Below are 19,928 nucleotides of genomic sequence, written 5' to 3' on the forward strand. Positions count from 1 at the left end.
TTTTAATAACCACTTGGGGAATCTTCAATGACCACACCCTTGTCCGCTCCGTCCCCAAATCTTTCCTTGGCCTCCTGGATAATGGCAACGGTAGCCGTAGCTCCGATGCGGCTTACGCCCAAAGCCTTTACTTTTAAAAGGTCGTCCAAGGTACGTACCCCCCCGGCGGCCTTAACCTGTACTTTCTGATCGGAATGGGAGCGCATCAACTCCAAGTCTTCGGGGGTAGCCCCTTTGTAATTGTAGCTTCCGTCCGCTCCTTTTACAAAGCCATAACCCGTACTGGTCTTGACAAAGTCTACGCCCAGTTTAGAGCATATTTCGCATAGCCTTATCTTATACTTGGCTTCCGGAAGATGATCGTTCTCAAAAATAACCTTTAGAATTCCCCCGTTTTCATGGGTTGCCTTACAGACGGCAGCGATTTCACGTTCCACATAGTCCCAAGCCTCTTGTAAGACCTTTCCAATATTTACTACCATATCTATTTCAACGGCTCCGTCCTTACAGGCTTGGATGGTCTCGGCCACCTTGATCTCTAGGGTTGAATTCCCATGGGGAAACCCGATTACCGTGCCTACCAGAACATTGGAGTGCTTTAGAATATTGACCGCCAAGGGAACTGCATACGGCTTTATACATACGGAGGCCACATCGTATTCCAAGGCAACTTTACAGCCTTGTACCATATCGGAATCCGTCATGGTGGGATGCAAGAGGGAATGATCGATCATTTTGGCCAACTCATGAACTTTAACAGGTGATGTCATAGGAAATATGGATTTTAATTGAAAAAATTACTTATCGAATATTTTGTGGTGTTGCAATACAGTGAACTATAGATATGAAAATCGGATGTAGTGGTCAGGTATTTTCTGTTGATGTGGAGTACCGGCATATTATCATTTAGCTCCAGACGTTTTAGAATAGCCTCCGGGGCATGTATCGCCCTTACATCCTGCAGGACTTTAAGAATTTCAATTTTATATTCCTGCTGCAATGTGGCGAACAAGGAACCGTTTTCCATATTTTCAAAGAAATTAGGAACACCCTTTTGTGGAATATAGGTAAACTCCAGCATCACGGGCTGCCCTTCTACACTTCTCAAGCGCTCCAGAAAAAAACAGCCTGCCTCTTTTTCCGAAACGGTGGGTTCATAAAAAAATGGGGATGGCCAAACTGCGGTCGTTCCCATTTTTAGGTTCTGTGTGGTAGAGGACAAGGGAGTTGATTCCAAGACTTCGGAAAACCCTTTGAAAGTTAGAAGTCCCAAGGTCTTCCGATCATTGACCACCACACTGCCAATACCCATACGTTTTTCGATGAATCCCTCACGAACCAGTTCTTGTAACCCTTGTCGTACCGTGGCCCTGGTAACATTGTACTGGGCGCTCAATTCATTCTCAGAAGGCAGCAACGAACCTTTTGAAATGGCACCGGAAAGGATACTTTGCCTAAGGGTGAGGTGGAGTTTTTTATAATGGGGTAGTGTTTTTCCCATTAGGACAAAAATTGACGCAGATAGTTCCTGCTGGTCAAAATTGCGGCCCTGACATCTTCTTCGGAACCCTCAAAGGCCTTGTCCTCTACCTCTATACAAACTGGGCCTTTATAACCTACCGTTGTAAGAGCCGAAAAGAAGTCGCGCCAACGCACATCCCCAAGTCCAGGTATCTTTGGAGAATGGTATTCCAGGGGATAGGCCAATATGCCCACTTTATCCAGCTTGTCCTTGTAAATCTTTACATCCTTTAGATGAATATGGAACAACTTGTCCTTAAAATCATAGATGGGCCGTATTTCATCCATTTGCATCCATACCAAATGGGAAGGATCATAGTTGAGTCCGAAATGGTCACTGGGAATCATGTTGAACATTTTATCCCAAATGGCTGGGGAAATTGCCAAATTCTTGCCTCCGGGCCACTCATCCTTGGTAAAAAGCATGGGACAGTTTTCAATACCTATTTTAACACCTTCCTTTTCGGCCAATGATATTATCTCCGGCCAAACTTCCTTAAATCTGTCCAAATTATAGTCCACACTCTTTTTAGGGTCCCTTCCTATAAATGTATTTACTACAGGTATCCCTAATTTGGTAGCGGCAGAAATCAATTTCTTAATATGTTCAATATAAACGGATGCATTTTCCGTATTCGGATCCAAAGGGTTGGGATAATACCCTAGGCCGGATACATAGATGTTTTTTCGCTGTAATACTTGCTGAATGGACTCTTTTTTAGCATCCAAGGTATCCACATCTATATGGGTAACCCCGGCATAGCGACGTGTATCCTTACCGCTACTGGGCCAGCACATGACCTCAATACATTGAAACCCATTTTCCGAAGCAAAATGGACAACTTCCTCAAAACGCTTTTCCGCTAGTATGGCACTTACAAATCCAAGGTGAAACATAATGGTGTTTTTACCAAATATAGGAATCCTTACCTGTCTATACAAGTTAAATTTAAACCACAAATTTTGCCATGCCGTATTTAAAGTGGAAACTCGGTTTGAAAACGGATTTTGCCGCGATTTTACGAACTAGATTTACCAAGGTAAAATCAAATCGGACTAGTTGGGTTTGAAGACAAGATTGTAGACCTTGCCAACGGCCCAATTGCCCAAGGGAAAATAAAGTCCGAAGAAAAGTGCCATTCCCAAGGAGAAATTACGGATACCAAAAAATTGGTCCAAGATGTTATCGGGATAGGCATATGAGGTCTGCAAGGCGTATCCGCCAAACTCCAAAAGACACATGGCTATGAGGCCATAGGCGTATTGGGTGTGAAAGGGAAGGCCTCGCAACAAAAGGGAAATGGGGACCATGTAAAGGATATATGTGGTAATTACTTGCCACCAATAGGTAAACTTAGCTATTTCCACTTGGGCACCAAACCAGTTCATCCCCAACCCCCATAAAAAATAGACGGTACAATAGACTAGAATCAATCGCTTGTCCACCCTGAGCTTTGGTGAGGCCCATTTCAAAAATTCCTTCATCCTACTTTTTTGCAAGTTTGGTCTCAATGATATCCAAAGCGTCACCAACGGTCTGCATCTGTTCCATATCCTCATTTTCCAACATAATATCAAAGGCATCCTCAACATCCAAAACAATATCCACCAAATGGGCGGAATTGATATTGAGCTCGTTGGTAAAATGACTTTCTTTTGATACATCCGTAACGGATACATCTTCGGGAAGATAAATCTGTATGATATCCCTTAGCTGGTGATAGCGCTCTTCGTTCATCCTTTCATAGCATTTTTAGACTCCCGGGGATGGCCCGGGAAAGTTGAGGCATCAGTCGTTAAAAGCCCTAAAAATAACACATGCATTTACATCTCCAAAACCAAAACTGGCCTTTGCGATGATTTTTGGTGAATAGGGCGTGGTTTTGATAGGGATTCTGGCCGGGTCCACCCTACTGGAAACCTCAGGGTGCAGATCATCACAATTGCTATTGCCAAATAGACATTGATTTTGAAATTGCAAAAGGGCACCTACACATTCTATACTTCCCGAGGCGGCCAGGCAATGACCAAATAAGCTTTTAAAGGCATTTACATAAGGGAAATCCGACCCTTCACGTTCCAGGGCAAGGCTCCAGTTTCTAATTTCTATTGGGTCTTTTGCGGTAGCTGTAAGATGGCCATTGATTACGTCCACTTCATTTTTTTGGATTCCGGCTTGCTCAACAGCCTGTACGATACATCTTTGTACGGCTTCGCTATTGGGAGCGGTCATGCTACCACCGGAGCGTTGCCCCCCGCTGTTGACCGCTCCTCCCAATATTTCGGCATATATTCGGGCTCCCCGCGCCGTTGCGCTTTCCAAGGACTCCAATACCAATGCTCCTGCCCCGCTCCCGGGCACAAATCCGGCCGCAGAGGCACTAAGAGGCCTACTGCCCTCAGAAGGCGTATCATTGTACTGTCTGGGTAGGATACGCATAGCATCAAAACCACCCCAAACGTAGGGGCCGCTATCGCTACAGCTCCCGGCCAGCATACGTTCTGCCTTTCCAGAGGCAATGCGATCATAGGCCATTAATACCGCTTCGGTTCCTGTTGTACATGCCGATGAGTTGGTAGTGACTAGATTGCCACAACCTATAATACCACCCAAATAGGCACTTATACCGCTTGCCATGGTCTGCAATACAGTCGTACTGCCCAAACGCCTTACCTTGTTATCGTCTACTAAGTGAATGGACTCCCGAAATTTGTCCACACCCAGGATTCCGGTTCCGAAAATAATTCCGCTTTGCCAGTCAGGCTGATCCTTGTCTAGAGGTTTCAATCCAGCATCTTTCCATGCATCCGTACCCGCGATCACACCATATACGATTCCGCTTGCGTTGAGACCTCGTAACTGTAAGGGGGTAAAATATTGACCGATTAGATTATCCTTTATTAAGGGTTCCCCGGCGATTTGACAGCCAAAATTCAATTCCTTTAATCGGGGTTGAAAGCGGATACCACTATTTCCGTTCCGCAAAGAGTCCGTAAAGACATCTAGTCCTACTCCGTTCGGTGCACAAATACCAAGACCCGTAATGACGACGCGCCTATTCAATTTCTTGTAGCTTTAACATACCCGAAATTACTCCCTTGCATACCAATTTCCCTGTGGTGTTGTGCATTTTCACCCTACACTTTAGCTTGTTGAAACGAAAATAGATTTTCTCGGAGGTGACCGTTACTTTTTCACCTGGCAATACGGGATGATAAAAATCCATATCAGAGCTACTTAGACCCACCGAAATATCTGAATCCTTGTTTTCCGAAATATAGGTCTCCAAGAGAAAGATTCCAAGACACACGAGTCCGATTTGCGCGCAGCACTCGGTCAAAATCACCCCAGGGGTAACCGGAAAATCCGTAAAATGACCTTGGTAAAAATCCAAATCCCGTGAAAACGAATAGTTCCCTACTACCCTATCTTCGGTCACCTCCAAAAGTTCATCCACAAAAAGGAAGGGGGGCGAGTAAGGAAGCAAGTTTAAAATGTCCTTATTTTTCAAAGTCTTTTGTTTATCTCAGGCTTTCACCCCCATCTACTTTTATCACCGTTCCCGTAATCCATTTCGCTTCTTCGGTCGTCAATAGATACACCACATTGGCCACATCCTCGGGGGTGGTCAAACGGCCATGCGGGTTACGTTTGACGGCGCTATCCCTTAACTTCTCATGTCCGGGAATCATTTGAAATGCCTTGGTTTCGACTACTCCGGCCTGAATACAATTTGCCTTAATACCCATGGGCGCAAACTCCACTGCTATATTCCGAGTGAGGGCCTCCAGGGTTACTTTTGCAGCCGATACTGCCCCATACCCTTTCCATGCCTTGGTATTTCCTTCACTGGTAAAGGAAATGATCCGTGTATCGTTTGCAAACAATTCTTGGTCCGCCAAATTCTTGGTCCAATCATAGAGACTTAAGGCCATGGCATTTAGGGTAAGCTGAAAATCTTGCTGGTTTAAGGTACTTTCCGCTTCCCCATACATGGGCTTAAGGCTTCCCTTTGCAATACTATGGACCAAGACCTTTACCTTTTGTTCCCTTCCTAAATGGGTTTTTACTTTCTGAACGACTTCCTTTCTTTTACCGGGATTTGCCACGTCCATGTTATAGCTCAGTAATTGAGCACCCTGTGCAGCGATTTCCTCGAACTGCGATCCGATCTGTTCCAAGTCCGAGCGTCTATCCCGATGAACCACTATAATGTTAAAACCATGGAGCGCCAATTTTTTAGCGGTAGCCAACCCTAGCCCACTACTACCGCCCAACACCAAGGCCCATTCTTTATTTCTACTATTGTTCATATACGCTACTAAAATAACCGTCTTGAGTCCTTAGTCTTTAATCTCTTATCTTTAGTCTACTATATCGGCTTCCAATTGCTTACCAGCGCCTCCAAAACACACTGTTTACCACTCCAACAATACGCGTTGTGCCGAAAATCCTGGGCCAAAGCTTAACAATAACCCTTGTTGCCCTTGTTGTATCTCCATTTCTAAAAACCGTTCTAAAACATAAAGAACGGTAGCACTACTCATATTCCCATATTTTCGAAGAACTTCCCGAGTGTCATCAATATTTTTTCCTAATCTTCCAAAAAGCTCTTCCACGGTCTGTACAATCTTTCGGCCTCCGGGATGAAAAATCAAATGGTCTACATTTTCTATCGATGTTCCATATTTTTCCAAAAAGGGGTGGATTATCTTTGGGAAATGTTCGGCTATGGTCTCCGGAACTGAAGGGTCCAAAATCATTTTCAGCCCCGTATTGGTTAAATCAAACCCCATAAGATGTGTGGCCTCATTAAAATGATACATTCCTTCCCCAACGATTTTGGGACCGGGAGCGTTCTCCTCCGAAGACAACAGTACGCAGGCAGCTCCATCCCCAAAAATGGCCGCGCTCACCATGTTGGCCATGGAAAAGTCATTTAGTTGAAAGGTGGCCGTAGGGCTTTCCACAGCTACGAGCGCCAACCGTTTTCCTGGATTGGATTTCAAAAAATTATGGGCATATATTAGTCCGGAAATTCCCGCGGCGCACCCCATTTCCGTAACCGGCAGTCTTACGATATCCTGTCTTAAGTCCATATCGTTTACAAGATATGCATCCAAGGAGGGAATCATGATTCCTGTACAACTTACCGTTATGATATAATCCAGAGATTCCGGTTGCCAACCACTTTGTTCCAAGGCTTTTTGCAGAACCGATTTCCCCAATTTCTTGACTTCCCGAACATATATCGCGTTTTTTTCTTCAAAAGAGGTGGCCGTAAACACTTCTTCAATGTTCATGATTCCGTACCGTCTTTCCACCCCGGCCCCTTCAAAGATTTTGATGACCTTCCTCCTAAATCGCTCCTCTTGGCCGCTCAACCAAAAATCGACAAATGGAAGAATATCCTTGGTATCCCTGAAATATGGTGGCAATACCTTGGTGGTGGAAACTATTCGTACCTCATTCATATGTTGGGGTTAGTCGGTTCATTTTAATGATCCATACATATCTAAAGGCCCATTGCCATGTAATAGCGTGTTCCGCCCCTAAAATTTCCTTGGAAAATCGTATCAATTCAGCTTTGGTAAATCCGCGCGCTATAGAAACCAATCCGTCATTTTTAGCGATTTGGGTGTGTATAAAAATAAGGCTAAACACCTTAAAAAGTGAATAGGCCCATGAACTTCTTTGTAAGTCGTTGATAACAATAGCAATATGGGCCAATTTGCCGAACCGTTGTAAAATGGATGGAATTTGTTCGTCATAAAAATGGTGTAATGTTAAGGTAGTTATCAGTATATCACATTCCAGCCCTTGAGTGTCCGAATCCATGATATCTCGCTGCAGATAACTGATTTCAGGAAAGTCCACCGAGGCTTTGTTCGCAATTAGCAAGGCCTTCTCGTTCAAGTCGATTCCGATACACTTCACTTTTTTATCGATCCGCCTGAAAAAAAGGACCACCTCCCTTAGCATGGCCCCATCTCCACACCCCATATCCAATATCGTATAACTATCGCTTGGATTTTGGGTGACTAATTGGGATAATGCCTTAATTGTGCCCTTTTTTCCTCCTAAAATCCGGTTGGCCCGGTTGATATCCCGTAATACATTTTCCAATGTTTGTTTGGACACGTCGGGATTGTCCATTAGTTCCAACTCCCTACTCCTTTTTGAAAAATCCATTTTCATACGATGGGCTTACCATGGGTTTGTTTGATTAAATTCCGTAGCAAAAAGGGAGATCGGGTGGCCAAGCTTAAGGCAATGGAGGATAATTCCCTATGGAGAAGTAGGGATTGAAGTTGTCTGCCCATCCATAAACGATACCCAAAATTCTTCTTCCATAATGTGGTATATTTCTTCTCCATTTGACTCCGATCAAAGTTGGGGTCGGTTAAATAATGATGTATTTGTTCCGAGGCCAATTTGGCGGAATGGATGGCCATGGCCATACCATTGCCACAAAGCGGATGTATGAGACCCGCAGTATCCCCGCACATGATTACGTGTTCCTTTACGGTCTCCTTCTTTTCGAACGAAACCTGGGCGATGGCCAACGGCTCCCTGAACAAGGGTTCCGCGTTTTCCAAGAAAGTCCCCAAAAAGGGATTTCTGGCCACGGTGTTTTCGTTGAACTTATGAACATCGTTTTCTTTTCCAAAACTGTTGTAGGATACCAAATAGCAAAAATTTACAGCCCCTGTTTCCGTTTTGGAAAGTCCGCCATATCCTCCTTCAAAAGTATGGAGTGCTACCAGGTTATCCGGGAAATCCGTATATGCATAGTGGGCTTTTATGCCCAACCAGCGGGATTTTTTACGAAAGAAAGGCCTATTCAAATGTTTGTCCAGATTACTCCGTTTTCCAAAGGCGCCAATGACCATTTTAGCTGAAAAAACAGTGCCGGATGTCATCCGAACCTCAAATAAATCATCGGCAAATTGTATCGCTATTACACTTTCAAAAACAAAAGGAATACTCCTTCTTGAAGCTGACTCATAAAGCAAATTGTCCAAAGCGTATCGACTGATTCCCCTTCCCCCCAAAGGAAGTTTACCCTTTATGGATTTTCCGGACACCGTACTTAATTGCATGGTGTTTATGGAAACGGTGTTGGTGGCATCCAGAAAAATTCCAAGTCTTCTTAAATAGGGAACTACTTCGGCCGAAACATATTCCCCACAGACCTTATGGTGTGGATATTGCTGTTTTTCGCAAACCACTACCTTATGTCCACACTGTTTTAAATGCAGGGACGCCGTAAGGCCTGCCAATCCACCCCCAACAATGATCACATCAAAATGCTCCACTAAGGAAAGATAGGCATTTCAAAAAAAATCCCGACCAAACGGTCGGGATTTACAATAAAAAATGGAGTTCTTTAATTCTTTGACTGGGTTCTTGCTTCCTGCTTCAATTCGTCACTTGCCATGATGGCCAATTCGACTCTTCTGTTCTTTGCCTTTCCCTCCGAAGTGGAATTATCGGCAACAGGTTGGTTCTCCCCATACCATTTTGTAGTAAACCTTCCACTACTTAGGCCTGAGGAAACAAGATAATTGGAAACGGATTCGGCGCGTTGTTGGGACAATTTCATATTGTAATCGTCAGGACCGGCACTGTCCGTATGTCCTTCTATCAAAATAATGGATTTAGGATATTCCTTAAAAATTCCCGCCAGCTTGTTCAAGGTCTCGGCCGAAGTACCTTTAACATTGGATTTGTTGGTATCAAAATACACGCCTTGCCCTTCATTAAAGGTTACATTGATCCCTTCTCCAACACGGGTAACCTCAGCTCCGGGAATTTCCTCCTCGATACGCTCTGCCTGTCGATCCATACGATCCCCAATGTAGCCACCAGCTACACCACCAATGGCCGCACCGATTATGGCACCGAGTACGGTGTTGCCCTTGCCTACATTGTTCCCTATAACACCACCAATCACAGCACCACCACTGGCTCCTATTACCGCTCCTTTTTGCTTATTGTTGGCATTTTGTATCGTTTTACAACTGATGACCAAAGTAAGGGCCATCATTACATATACACTCTTTCTTATAGCTTTCATTTCTTTGTGTTTTATTGTTTTTTGGTGAAGTCATAAACTATGGTAACGGATTCTCCGTCCACGGACACATTGGATTTCAGGGTCATCTTTTGTTCGGACAGTGCGGCAATATTCAAGCGATAGCCTACTCCCCCGTCAATGTCCTTATTTTTTTCATTAATAAATTTAAACTGCAATTGGCTTGTATAATTTTCCGGACGTTCTACAACAGACCAGCGGATGTACCTATCTCCCCCATTGCAAAGGGTAGATGGACTAATGGTATAACGTCCGGTGCTGTTATTGTCCCTAAAGAACCATTCGCTGTCTTCAAAACAAATATCCTCGGCATCATTAAAAATGACTGATTTGAAGTTCCCAGTATTGTTCTCATAGGAAACATTGTCCAAGTTCCAAGTACCGCTCAATAAATTTCTTTGACCTCTGGCCGATTTTGAAACCGAACAGGATACGGAAACCAGGGCAATAGCCATAAGCACTAAAAAAGCTTTTTTCATTGGTGTTAATTTTTTTGGTTTTCCTATATACGGGCAAAGGTAATTTTTGGCCTTTCCTTTTCTTAAAATATTTTGTTAAACGTCTTAAAATGAATTTTGGACAAAGAATCATTTGATCCCGTATACCCTATTTAATCAGAGTTAATAGGCCAATAGGTCCTGCAATTCCTTGGTAAAACGTTTTTTGGGAAGGTAATTGTCTTCCAATTTTTTTGCGAAAGGGATAGGTGTCTCAAGACTGGCCACGCGTTTTATGGGGCCATCCAAGTACTCAAAGCAATTTTCCATGACCAATGCGGATATATCACTTGCTATTCCCCCGAATAAACTATCTTCCTGAAGAATAATAAGCTTCCCTGTTTTTTTTACGGAATCATAGACGGTTTCTATATCCAAAGGAGCCAATGTGCGTAAGTCGATAAGATCGGCCTCAATTTCAGGATTGCTTTCCAATACCTCCAAGGCCCAATGAACCCCTGCCCCGTAGCTTACTATAGTTATGGCCTCTCCATATTTCAGTATACTGGCCTCTCCAAAGGGCAAGGTATAATAATCGGATGGTACGTCTTGGTAGACACTTCGGTATAGCCCCTTGTGTTCAAAGAACAAAACAGGATTGGGGTCGTTGATCGCCGTTGCCAAAAGACCTTTGGCATCATAGGGAAAAGCAGGGTATGCCACCTTTAACCCCGGGGTTTTGGTAAACCAAGCCTCATTGGTCTGGGAATGAAACGGCCCGGCACCTACCCCACCGCCACAGGGCATGCGGATAACCACATCCGCTTTTTCGCCCCAACGATAATATGATTTGGCCAAATAATTTACGATAGGGTTAAAACCACTACTGGCGAAATCCGCAAACTGCATTTCCATAATGGCCTTCATCCCGTTAATGGATAAGCCCATGGCGGTCCCAACAATACCAGACTCACAAATAGGGGTATTGCGTACCCGCTCTTTGCCAAATGCCTCCAAAAAGCCTTTGGTTATTTTAAAAACACCTCCATATTCGGCAATATCCTGACCCATAATGACCAAGTCGTCATGTTTTTCCATGGACTGTTTCAGTCCTTCGGAAATGGCATCTACCAATCGTATTTTTTTTAGTTCTCCTTTATGGTTAACTTCTTTATAATCAAAATTTTTAAAGACATCATTTAATTCATTAGTTTCATTTGAATCGACCGCATCCTCCGCAAAGGCCTTTTTTAAGTTTTCCTCAATCTCATGAATAATTACCTTTTTAATGGTTACCTCCTCCTCCTCGGAAAGAATGTTTTGGTTGCGCAGATATTCCGTATAGTTTTCCAAGGGATCTTTGGCCGCCCAATGATCCATTAAGACCTGTGGCACATATTTGGTTCCACTGGCCTCCTCGTGGCCTCGCATACGGAAGGTCTCAAATTCCAATAAGATAGGCTGTGGATTCTTCCGAATGCGCTTACAAAGAGAATCCACCATATGATACACTTCCAAAATGTTGTTTCCATCAATGGTATGGGATTCCATACCGTATCCGATGCCTTTATCCCTAAGTTTTTTACAATTGTACTGTTCATTGGTAGGCGTTGATAAGCCGTACCCGTTATTCTCTATGCAAAAAAGTACCGGTAAGCTCCACACCGATGCTATATTGAGGGCTTCATGAAAATCCCCCTCACTGGTACCTCCCTCTCCCGAAAAGACAGCAGTGACCTTATTTTCTTTTTTAAGACGATGAGCCAAGGCAATCCCATCGGCAACTCCAAGTTGTGGCCCCAAATGGGAAATCATCCCCACAATTTTATAGGCCTGTGTTCCAAAATGAAAGCTACGGTCCCTACCCTTTGTAAATCCACTGGCCTTACCTTGCCACTGGGCAAAAAGTCGATGCAAGGGAATATCCCGTGTAGTAAAAACACCCAAATTGCGATGCATGGGAAGTATGTATTCATCGGGTTGCATAGCACTGGAGACCCCAACGGCTATCGCCTCTTGACCTATACCACTGAACCATTTGGAAATTTTCCCCTGTCGCAATAGAATCAGCATCTTTTCCTCTATCATCCGGGATTTCTGCATTCGCTCATAGAGGTCGATTTGGGTCTGTACGTCCAATCCCTTGTTTTGGTACTGCATCTACATAGTTTAAAACGGGGTAAAAGTAGTAAAAAACCTTCCAATCCTTTAGCTCATTTCGGGAACGATGCGCCATTATTTATTAACTTTGGCCTATCTCTGAACAAAAGATTATGAATACGATTCCCAGTGTAGATTTACAGGAATTCACCTCAGGACAACCAGACAGGAAGCTAAAATTCACACAAGATATTGGCAACGCCTTTGAACAGATAGGTTTTGTGGCATTGAGTGGCCACTTTCTGTCCAAAGAATTGGTGGAAAATCTGTATGCCGAAATCAAAAAATTCTTCGATCTACCACAACACATAAAGAGTACGTATGAAATTGAAGGACTCGGTGGGCAACGAGGGTATACTTCTTTTGGAAAAGAACATGCCAAGGGCAGAAAGGAAGGGGATTTAAAGGAATTTTGGCATTTTGGCCAATATGTAGAGAACGACCCCATACTGGAAGCCGAATATCCGCACAATGTTACGGTGAACGAGCTTCCCAGTTTTAATAAGATAGGGAAGGAAACTTTTAAAATGCTCGAGAAAACGGCAAAATATGTTTTGCGCGCCCTGGCCCTACATCTTGATCTTGAGGAAACCTACTTTGACTCCTATATCAGGAATGGGAACTCCATTTTAAGACCCATCCACTACCCACCAATTACCAAAGCGCCCAAAAATGCAGTTCGCGCCGCGGCGCATGGGGACATCAATCTGATTACGCTATTAATGGGTGCACACGGGAAGGGGCTTCAAGTAAAAAACCATAAGGGAGAATGGATCGATGCTATTGCTCGCCCCGATCAACTTATGATAAACGTTGGGGATATGCTGTCCAGACTTACCAATAACAAATTGAGGTCAACGATACACCGGGTGGTCAATCCCCCAAGGGAACTATGGGGTTCATCACGCTATTCCATTCCTTTTTTCATGCATCCCATTAGCCAAATGCCCTTAAATTGTTTGGAGCACTGTATTGATGACGATAATCCGAAGCAATTTGAGGATATCATGGCCGGTGAATTTTTGCACGAGCGGTTAATCGATTTGGGACTGATCAAAAAATAGTTTTACCAACCAAAAACACACATCCTTGCGAAAAGCTTTACGATTACTTCCGCTACTTCCTGTTCTATTCGCTTATATATTTTGTAAAGAGCGTCCTGAAGAGGTAAAAAAGCGGCCCAACGTACTTTTTATTCTGGCAGATGATTTAGGAGTTCATGATCTAAGTAGTACGGGCAGTACCTACTATGAAACTCCGAACATAGACCGGATAGCATCGGAAGGGATGGTTTTTGAACAAGGCTATGCGGCCAGTAGGGTATGCAGCCCTTCCAGAGCGAGTATAATGACCGGGAAGTTTACGGCAAGACATGGTATTACGGATTGGATCGGGGCCAAGTCCGGAGCTGCTTGGCGAGACCATAATAGATACGATAAGCTTTTGCCTGCGGGATATGTACATGCCCTGCCAAAAGCGGATGTTGTATTACCGGAAGCAATGAAGGCGGCGGGCTATACCACCTTTTTCGCTGGCAAATGGCACTTGGGAAACAAGGGTTCCTACCCCGAGGATCATGGATTTGACCTAAACAAAGGTGGATGGGAAAAAGGGAGTCCCATAGGAGGCTACTTTTCGCCTTGGACAAATCCAAATTTAGAAAATAGGGTCGACGGTGAAAACCTCTCAATGCGATTGGCTAATGAAACTTCAGAATTCATCAAAAAACATAAGGATTCCACCTTTTTTGCCATGCTTTCTTTTTACGCCGTACATGGGCCTATACAAACCACTGAAGGTAAATGGGCAAAATATCGTGAAAAGGCGATAAATACTGGTTTAGCGGACCGCGGCTATATCATGGAACGCAATCTACCGATACGACAGGTACAGGATAACCCTGTTTATGCCGGACTTGTGGAAAGTATGGACGATGCTGTGGGCAAGGTTCTAAATACATTGGAACAACTTGGACTTGACGATAACACAATAGTGGTTTTCACTTCAGACAATGGAGGGGTGGCCTCGGGGGATGCGTTTTCCACCGCCAATCTTCCTTTGCGCGGAGGAAAGGGATACCAGTGGGAAGGCGGTATCCGAGAACCCTTTTTCATCAAGGTGCCTTGGCTGGAGAATACGGGTACTAGCACGGAATATCCCGTATCCGGGACCGATTTTTACCCCACTATCCTGGATTTGGCCAATATCGATCCCTTACCAGGACAACATATGGACGGTATAAGCCTTAAGCCCTTGTTGGAAGGCAAGTCCTTGCCCCAAAGAGCTCTTTTTTGGCACTATCCGCATTATGGCAACCAAGGTGGCGATCCTTCGTCCATTATCCGAGAGGGCGAATGGAAGTTGATCCATTATTGGGAGGATGGAAGGAATGAGCTTTATAATCTTACAAAAGACCCCGGAGAACAGGAAGATGTTCAAGCTGAAAATCCTGAAATGACTAAGGGTCTGAAAAATAAACTAAGTAACTGGTTGCAGGATATGAATGCAATCACCCCGCAAAAAGATCCCGAATACGACCCAAATGAGGATGAATTACGAAATACCCGAATAACCCAGGAGCTATGGCCAAAACTGGAAAAGGAACGTTTGGATTTTCTATCCGATACATTTGAGCCCAATGCGGATTGGTGGGGAAGTAGAACAACTAATGATTAACCATAAAGAAATTAGGAATGGATCTTAAAGATCAACTTAAAAACCTTTTTCCCGACCATACCCCAGCAGAAGAAGAAAAGCCTTCTCCCTCACCCGACATCTGGCTCCAGGACAATCCCATCATTTGTAAATACGAAAAACGCAAAGGTAAGCCCGTTACCATTTTGGAAGGCTATAATGGGGCGGAGAACGACTTCAAAAAACTGGCCAAAGCACTGAAAACACAATTGAGTGTTGGTGGTTCCATAAAGAATGAAACGATTATCATCCAAGGGGACTATCGCGAAAAAATAATGCAAATCCTCGTGAAAAAAGGGTTTAAAGTGAAACGAGTTGGTGGATAATACAGCTATTTTTTTGTTGCGATGCCTTAACAATCAATACGTTGCGTAGTTTTCTGTTAATTTTTTTTGTTTTTTTCGATTAAATGTTACTTTTATCGGATTAAACCTAAACCACGACCCTTTATGAGTTCCCTGCTGCATATTACCAACGGAGACAGTTTCACAGAGCGGTTAAAGACGCTCGATTTCAAAGGGGACATCATCACATGGCGTGAAATGCTGTGTGAAGGAAGAACCGAGACCAATGTAGGCAGTGAATCCTTCTGGAAGACCCGCTTTGAGTTTCTTAATAAAAACTACAAGGTGTCTAAATCGTGGTTTATCGAGAAAACCCTTAAGGAATACCGATCACTTTGTAATCATAAACAACAGAATCAGATTATTTTATGGTTTGAGTATGACCTATTCTGCCAAATAAATCTGTTGGCCGTTCTTAGTTGGCTGAAGACCAATCGAAAATATGCAGAGGTTTCCTTGGTATGTAGCGGAAAGGAAGATGAGTCCGAAAAACTATATGGTCTTAATGAACTTACCGATGAGCAGTTGCGAAAATTGTACAATAACAAGGTAATCCTTACCCAGGACGATATAGAGTATGCCGATTATATTTGGCAATTGTATTGTAGCGACAATCCTATCCGTCTTGAGAACCTGACCGATTTCGGGGATTTCCAATTCCATTACCTTTCGGATGCCATCCAGGCACATTTAAAACGCTTCCCTACCATAAAGAATGGTCTTAACAACGTGGAAAACCATGTTCTCAACCTTTCTTTGGAACATAGGCCCAAATCAAAACGGGAATTGATAGGCACCATTCTTAGAAACCAGGGAATTTATGGCTTTGGGGATTCTCAATTTGAACGTGTTGTTTCTACCTTAAAGCCTCTATATACCTCTTTCAATCCGGTAAGACTTTCCAAAAAAGGCAAAGAAATATTGGATGGGAAAACCAATTACTATTCCATGATGAGGGATAATGAAGCCTATTTGGGGGGTTCCCTAAAGTATAACTTCCTATACAATACGGATTCCAATAGGATACTTAAGCTCTAAGTATTCATGAAATTCGAGAAGTCCGAACTTATCCTCAATCCGGACGGCAGTATTTACCATCTAAATCTTTTTCCTGAAGACATTTCAGATACCATTATTACCGTCGGTGACCCAAATCGGGTAACGGATATTTCCAAATACTTTGACCATATTGAATTAAAAAAGGAAAAAAGGGAGTTCCACACACATACAGGGACCCTAAATGGAAAAAGACTTACCGTTATATCAACAGGAATCGGCACGGACAATGTAGATATCGTTTTTAACGAGCTGGATGCACTGGCAAATATTGATTTTACAACCCTAGAAATAAAAAAAAATCGTATACGATTTGAAATTGTCCGTGTGGGTACTTCCGGCGCAATCCAACCCGAAATTCCACTTGATTCCTTCCTACTGAGCGAGTATGGCGTTGGGTTTGATGGATTACTTTACTTCTACAAAAACAGAGGGATTCAAAACACCGAGATTTCAGATAATTTGATACAACATTTAGGGTGGGAAGACGGACCGTTGAAGCCTTATGTGTTCAAATATGACCAAAATTTAGCTGACAAAATTAGTCAAAATCGTATACGATTAGGTGTAACCATAACAAATTCAGGATTTTATGGACCTCAAGGAAGACAACTACGTTTAGAGCCCAAAGACAGTGGGTTCCTTTCAAAACTTGCAGCCTTCAGTTTTAGAAACTTGCGCATAACCAATCTGGAAATGGAAACTTCCGGTATTTACGGGCTAGCGCAACTACTGGGACACCGTGCAATTTCGCTAAATTGTATCTTGGCCAATAGGGCCACCGGTGAATTTTCAAAAAACCCCCATTTAGCAATGGACAAGCTAATCCGATTTACTTTGGAAAGACTAACTTCCTATTGAATTGTTAGCTTAACAATTACTTTAACCAAAACGGGCTTCAATTTTCTATTTTTGTCCATACATGGAGGAAGAATTATACAAGCATCGCGATGTAAACTGGTTGTTCTTCAATGAACGAGTACTTTTGGAGGCCGCGAACAAGACCACCCCTCCTTTGGAGCGCTTAAAATTCCTCGCCATCTTTTCGTCCAATCTTGATGAATATTTTAAAGTGCGCATCTCCCAATTGCGCCAATTGAAAAAAGTGGACAAACCGCTTCGCAAGAAGTTGATGCTAAGGCCCAACAAAAAGCTAAAGCATATTTTAAAGGTAATCGATGCCCAACAACAAAGCTTTGGGCAAATCCTAAAGGATATTTTAGAGGTTTTAAAAGGTTATGGCATATATTTCCCGGATTTGGATGATTTGACCGATGCCCAAAAAAAATACATGTCGGAATATTTTGTGAAAAACGTGCAAAAAGACTGCGAGATTCTGGAAATTAGTGGAAATCCCAAGCTAAAGGACGGCCAATTGTACTTTTTGGTCCCCTATATGGATGAAAGTTTCGGTTTCGTAAAAATCCCTACGGATGAGCACCGCCGATTTATTAAAATTCCTGGTAAAGGCGCCACCTATGTTTTCCTGGATACCATCGTCAAAATGAATTTGGCACAGCTGATTCCTGAAAAGGAGATTACCGGAAGCTATTCCATAAAGCTTTCACGTGATGCCGAACTATACTTGGAAGACGATTATGGGGACACCGCCTTGGTAGAACGCATTTACGACTCATTGGGCAAAAGAAAATCCGGGCAGCCCACACGTCTCCTCTATGACTCAAAAATGCCGGAAAACCTAACTAATTTGTTACGCGGTCATCTTAATTTGGGGAAGGTCGATCTTTTTCCTGGAGGTACCCACCACAACTTTTCCGATTTTTTTGGTTTTGACAACCCTACCGGCAACCCCGAACTGAACTACGAGCAAAAAGAACCGCTACCCCACCCCATATTTTCCAATTCAACCAATTTCTTCTCGAGTATTGCCGAAAAGGACAGGATCGTACATTTTCCCTATCAACGTTTTGATTCCGTGGAGAGGTTTATTCTTCAAGCAGCCCGTGATCAAGGTGTTGAACATATTAAAATCACCCTGTATCGCATTGCCAGAACATCCGTATTGACCGATGCCTTGCTTACTGCTCTTGAAAATGGAAAGAAGGTGACCCTATTTATAGAGGCCAAGGCACGTTTTGATGAGCGCAATAATATAGAATGGGGGAAAACTTTCCAGAAGAAGGGCGCCCAAGTATTCTTTAGCGTGCCCAACATTAAGGTACACTCCAAAATTGCCCTTGTAGAACGTCTTGAAAATGAGGTATTAAGGCGATATGCGTACATAGGAACCGGAAATTTTAATGCAAAGACGGCAAAATTGTATTGTGACCATGGTCTTTTTACCGCCCACCCTCAGATTACCGAAGATCTACATCAAGTTTTTTCTACTTTGGACCGCAAATTGATAGTTCCCAAATTAAAACAGCTTTTGGTTTCGCCCTATACCACGCGGACTGCTTTTTTGCAAAGCATAGAAAATGAGATCAAGAACAGTATTCGCGGAAAATCGGCTTCCATACACATAAAAATGAACAGTTTTGAAGATAAGACTATGATAGACGCCTTAAACAGGGCAAGCGATGCCGGTGTTAAAATACGGTTATTGATCCGAGGGTTTTGCTGTTTGATACCCAAGGAAAGAGATGATGCCCATCCCAACAGGGAACCCATACAAGTGACCAGTATTGTAGATCGTTATTTGGAGCATGGGCGAGTTTATCTATTCGAAAACGGAGGGGATGAGATAATGTACATAGGTTCAGCGGATTGGATGGGCCGGAATCTGGACCGGCGTATTGAAGTATTGACGCCCATTTTGGACAAGGAGATCTTTAAGGAACTTAAACACATCCTACAACTTCAGTTTAGCGATAATGTCAAGGCAAGGATACAAGATGCTATCGATAGCAATGAAAGGGTCGGGAAAGAACAAGGTGGGAAGGCCTTGCGGTCACAATACGCCATTTATGACTATCTTCAGCTAAAGCTAAAAAACGAAACTGTGGATTAAATCCGTCCCCACCAGACATAGACCTAGATTGGTATACATTTAGGTTCTTCGTGGTTTTAGCTTATTTTGTCGGCGTGCAAAAATGACCTTATCACCAAGTTAGCAACAAGCTCAAAAAATTGAATTAAAAATGAAATTTAGAAAAGCGACTAGAAATGACGTTACCAAAATTGTGGAAATGATCGCGGATGATGAACTCGGGAAAACAAGAGAAAATTATCAAACGCCATTGCCGACTGAATATTTTATTGCATTTGAAAATATTGATGCTGACCAGAATCAGGAATTAATTGTGGTAGAAAACGAATACTCTGAGGTCATAGGAACTCTACAATTATCTTTTGTTCAATATTTGACTTATCGCGGAGGAATTAGAGCGCAAATAGAGGCTGTTAGAATAAGAAGAGACCAAAGAGGACTCGGAATTGGCAAAACAATGTTTGAATGGGCAATTGATACAGCGAAAAAAAGGAATGCCCATTTACTTCAATTGACAACGGACAAGAAACGACCTAAGGCAATTAAATTTTATGAAGGTTTAGGGTTTAAGCCTACTCATGAGGGAATGAAATTACACTTTAAATGAAAAATATTCGAAGAAACCGACCTCTCAGATTCGAGGCATTAAAAGTTAATACAAGGAAGG

Annotated in this window: 21 protein-coding genes; 7 read left to right on the forward strand and 14 right to left on the reverse strand. The window is 43.0% G+C overall.

Annotation, left to right across the window (positions count from 1 at the left end; all coding sequences use genetic code 11):
• Nucleotides 1-2: 2 nt before the first annotated feature.
• The 14 genes from deoC to ACP2AF_RS15830 all read right to left on the reverse strand — a co-directional run bounded on the left by deoC (nucleotide 3) and on the right by ACP2AF_RS15830 (nucleotide 12,217).
• Nucleotides 3-770 (reverse strand): deoxyribose-phosphate aldolase, encoded by a 768-nt coding sequence (deoC, locus tag ACP2AF_RS15765; RefSeq protein ID WP_425237109.1) that lies wholly within the window; start codon nucleotides 768-770, stop codon nucleotides 3-5.
• Between the two features lie 14 nt (nucleotides 771-784).
• A complete protein-coding gene (locus ACP2AF_RS15770; RefSeq protein WP_425237110.1) occupies nucleotides 785-1,501 on the reverse strand; it encodes a GntR family transcriptional regulator in 717 nt (238 codons plus the stop codon).
• Nucleotides 1,501-2,418: a sugar phosphate isomerase/epimerase family protein gene (locus tag ACP2AF_RS15775; protein ID WP_425237111.1), complete on the reverse strand. Its 918-nt coding sequence runs from the start codon at nucleotides 2,416-2,418 to the stop codon at nucleotides 1,501-1,503. The genes ACP2AF_RS15770 and ACP2AF_RS15775 overlap by 1 nt, the downstream gene beginning before the upstream one ends.
• A 159-nt stretch (nucleotides 2,419-2,577) precedes the next feature.
• Nucleotides 2,578-3,006 (reverse strand): hypothetical protein, encoded by a 429-nt coding sequence (locus tag ACP2AF_RS15780; protein ID WP_425237112.1) that lies wholly within the window; start codon nucleotides 3,004-3,006, stop codon nucleotides 2,578-2,580.
• A 1-nt stretch (nucleotide 3,007) separates the two neighbouring features.
• Entirely contained in the window at nucleotides 3,008-3,259 is a 252-nt protein-coding gene (locus tag ACP2AF_RS15785; RefSeq protein ID WP_425237113.1) for an acyl carrier protein, read from the reverse strand.
• Between the two features lie 51 nt (nucleotides 3,260-3,310).
• Nucleotides 3,311-4,585 carry a beta-ketoacyl-[acyl-carrier-protein] synthase family protein gene (locus ACP2AF_RS15790; protein WP_425237114.1) on the reverse strand — a complete coding sequence of 425 codons (1,275 nt, stop codon included), beginning with the start codon at nucleotides 4,583-4,585 and terminating at the stop codon, nucleotides 3,311-3,313.
• Entirely contained in the window at nucleotides 4,578-5,033 is a 456-nt protein-coding gene (locus ACP2AF_RS15795) for a 3-hydroxyacyl-ACP dehydratase FabZ family protein (RefSeq protein WP_425237115.1), read from the reverse strand. The genes ACP2AF_RS15790 and ACP2AF_RS15795 overlap by 8 nt, the downstream gene beginning before the upstream one ends.
• 10 nt (nucleotides 5,034-5,043) lie before the next feature.
• Nucleotides 5,044-5,835 carry an enoyl-ACP reductase FabI gene (locus ACP2AF_RS15800; RefSeq protein ID WP_425237116.1) on the reverse strand — a complete coding sequence of 264 codons (792 nt, stop codon included), beginning with the start codon at nucleotides 5,833-5,835 and terminating at the stop codon, nucleotides 5,044-5,046.
• A 105-nt stretch (nucleotides 5,836-5,940) separates the two neighbouring features.
• Nucleotides 5,941-6,996: a type III polyketide synthase gene (locus ACP2AF_RS15805; RefSeq protein WP_425237117.1), complete on the reverse strand. Its 1,056-nt coding sequence runs from the start codon at nucleotides 6,994-6,996 to the stop codon at nucleotides 5,941-5,943.
• Nucleotides 6,989-7,714 (reverse strand): methyltransferase domain-containing protein, encoded by a 726-nt coding sequence (locus tag ACP2AF_RS15810; RefSeq protein WP_425237118.1) that lies wholly within the window; start codon nucleotides 7,712-7,714, stop codon nucleotides 6,989-6,991. Before ACP2AF_RS15810 ends, ACP2AF_RS15805 begins: the two co-directional genes overlap by 8 nt.
• 2 nt (nucleotides 7,715-7,716) lie before the next feature.
• Nucleotides 7,717-8,841 (reverse strand): NAD(P)/FAD-dependent oxidoreductase, encoded by a 1,125-nt coding sequence (locus tag ACP2AF_RS15815; protein ID WP_425237119.1) that lies wholly within the window; start codon nucleotides 8,839-8,841, stop codon nucleotides 7,717-7,719.
• A gap of 71 nt (nucleotides 8,842-8,912) precedes the next feature.
• Nucleotides 8,913-9,602 carry an OmpA family protein gene (locus ACP2AF_RS15820; RefSeq protein ID WP_425237120.1) on the reverse strand — a complete coding sequence of 230 codons (690 nt, stop codon included), beginning with the start codon at nucleotides 9,600-9,602 and terminating at the stop codon, nucleotides 8,913-8,915.
• An 11-nt stretch (nucleotides 9,603-9,613) separates the two neighbouring features.
• Nucleotides 9,614-10,099: a lipocalin family protein gene (locus ACP2AF_RS15825; protein WP_425237121.1), complete on the reverse strand. Its 486-nt coding sequence runs from the start codon at nucleotides 10,097-10,099 to the stop codon at nucleotides 9,614-9,616.
• 141 nt (nucleotides 10,100-10,240) lie between these two features.
• Nucleotides 10,241-12,217 carry an alpha-ketoacid dehydrogenase subunit alpha/beta gene (locus tag ACP2AF_RS15830; protein WP_425237122.1) on the reverse strand — a complete coding sequence of 659 codons (1,977 nt, stop codon included), beginning with the start codon at nucleotides 12,215-12,217 and terminating at the stop codon, nucleotides 10,241-10,243.
• 113 nt (nucleotides 12,218-12,330) lie between these two features.
• Here ACP2AF_RS15830 and ACP2AF_RS15835 point away from each other — a divergent pair, with 113 nt between their 5' ends.
• The 7 genes from ACP2AF_RS15835 to ACP2AF_RS15865 all read left to right on the forward strand — a co-directional run bounded on the left by ACP2AF_RS15835 (nucleotide 12,331) and on the right by ACP2AF_RS15865 (nucleotide 19,868).
• Nucleotides 12,331-13,281: an isopenicillin N synthase family dioxygenase gene (locus tag ACP2AF_RS15835; RefSeq protein ID WP_425237123.1), complete on the forward strand. Its 951-nt coding sequence runs from the start codon at nucleotides 12,331-12,333 to the stop codon at nucleotides 13,279-13,281.
• 25 nt (nucleotides 13,282-13,306) lie between these two features.
• Complete coding sequence (locus ACP2AF_RS15840) at nucleotides 13,307-14,893, forward strand: sulfatase (RefSeq protein WP_425237124.1); 1,587 nt, start codon at nucleotides 13,307-13,309, stop codon at nucleotides 14,891-14,893.
• 17 nt (nucleotides 14,894-14,910) lie between these two features.
• Entirely contained in the window at nucleotides 14,911-15,237 is a 327-nt protein-coding gene (locus tag ACP2AF_RS15845) for a translation initiation factor (RefSeq protein WP_425237125.1), read from the forward strand.
• A 123-nt stretch (nucleotides 15,238-15,360) separates the two neighbouring features.
• The gene (locus ACP2AF_RS15850; protein ID WP_425237126.1) at nucleotides 15,361-16,293 is read left to right on the forward strand and encodes a DUF1835 domain-containing protein; all 933 of its coding nucleotides are present in this window, start codon (nucleotides 15,361-15,363) and stop codon (nucleotides 16,291-16,293) included.
• A gap of 6 nt (nucleotides 16,294-16,299) precedes the next feature.
• Nucleotides 16,300-17,172, forward strand: a complete 873-nt coding sequence (locus ACP2AF_RS15855) for a nucleoside phosphorylase (RefSeq protein WP_425237127.1) — start codon at nucleotides 16,300-16,302, stop codon at nucleotides 17,170-17,172.
• Nucleotides 17,173-17,233: 61 nt separating this feature from the next.
• Nucleotides 17,234-19,282, forward strand: a complete 2,049-nt coding sequence (gene ppk1, locus ACP2AF_RS15860; RefSeq protein ID WP_425237128.1) for a polyphosphate kinase 1 — start codon at nucleotides 17,234-17,236, stop codon at nucleotides 19,280-19,282.
• 130 nt (nucleotides 19,283-19,412) lie between these two features.
• Nucleotides 19,413-19,868, forward strand: coding sequence for an N-acetyltransferase family protein (locus ACP2AF_RS15865; protein ID WP_425237129.1), 456 nt, complete (start codon nucleotides 19,413-19,415; stop codon nucleotides 19,866-19,868).
• The last annotated feature ends 60 nt before the right edge of the window (nucleotides 19,869-19,928 follow it).

Source organism: Ulvibacterium sp. (assembly GCF_965248315.1).
Lineage (GTDB): Bacteria > Bacteroidota > Bacteroidia > Flavobacteriales > Flavobacteriaceae > Ulvibacterium.

Excerpts from the sequence above, each read along its gene's own strand:
- ACP2AF_RS15785 (WP_425237113.1), bottom strand. The coding sequence starts at position 3,259 with ATGAACGAAGAGCGCTATCACCAGCTAAGGGATATCATACAGATTTAT.
- ppk1 (WP_425237128.1), top strand. The coding sequence starts at position 17,234 with ATGGAGGAAGAATTATACAAGCATCGCGATGTAAACTGGTTGTTCTTC.
- ACP2AF_RS15830 (WP_425237122.1), bottom strand. The coding sequence starts at position 12,217 with ATGCAGTACCAAAACAAGGGATTGGACGTACAGACCCAAATCGACCTC.
- ACP2AF_RS15845 (WP_425237125.1), top strand. The coding sequence starts at position 14,911 with ATGGATCTTAAAGATCAACTTAAAAACCTTTTTCCCGACCATACCCCA.
- ACP2AF_RS15770 (WP_425237110.1), bottom strand. The coding sequence starts at position 1,501 with ATGGGAAAAACACTACCCCATTATAAAAAACTCCACCTCACCCTTAGG.
- ACP2AF_RS15780 (WP_425237112.1), bottom strand. The coding sequence starts at position 3,006 with ATGAAGGAATTTTTGAAATGGGCCTCACCAAAGCTCAGGGTGGACAAG.
- ACP2AF_RS15805 (WP_425237117.1), bottom strand. The coding sequence starts at position 6,996 with ATGAATGAGGTACGAATAGTTTCCACCACCAAGGTATTGCCACCATAT.
- ACP2AF_RS15800 (WP_425237116.1), bottom strand. The coding sequence starts at position 5,835 with ATGAACAATAGTAGAAATAAAGAATGGGCCTTGGTGTTGGGCGGTAGT.
- ACP2AF_RS15850 (WP_425237126.1), top strand. The coding sequence starts at position 15,361 with ATGAGTTCCCTGCTGCATATTACCAACGGAGACAGTTTCACAGAGCGG.
- ACP2AF_RS15775 (WP_425237111.1), bottom strand. The coding sequence starts at position 2,418 with ATGTTTCACCTTGGATTTGTAAGTGCCATACTAGCGGAAAAGCGTTTT.
- ACP2AF_RS15820 (WP_425237120.1), bottom strand. The coding sequence starts at position 9,602 with ATGAAAGCTATAAGAAAGAGTGTATATGTAATGATGGCCCTTACTTTG.
- ACP2AF_RS15855 (WP_425237127.1), top strand. The coding sequence starts at position 16,300 with ATGAAATTCGAGAAGTCCGAACTTATCCTCAATCCGGACGGCAGTATT.
- ACP2AF_RS15865 (WP_425237129.1), top strand. The coding sequence starts at position 19,413 with ATGAAATTTAGAAAAGCGACTAGAAATGACGTTACCAAAATTGTGGAA.
- ACP2AF_RS15810 (WP_425237118.1), bottom strand. The coding sequence starts at position 7,714 with ATGGATTTTTCAAAAAGGAGTAGGGAGTTGGAACTAATGGACAATCCC.
- ACP2AF_RS15835 (WP_425237123.1), top strand. The coding sequence starts at position 12,331 with ATGAATACGATTCCCAGTGTAGATTTACAGGAATTCACCTCAGGACAA.
- deoC (WP_425237109.1), bottom strand. The coding sequence starts at position 770 with ATGACATCACCTGTTAAAGTTCATGAGTTGGCCAAAATGATCGATCAT.
- ACP2AF_RS15825 (WP_425237121.1), bottom strand. The coding sequence starts at position 10,099 with ATGAAAAAAGCTTTTTTAGTGCTTATGGCTATTGCCCTGGTTTCCGTA.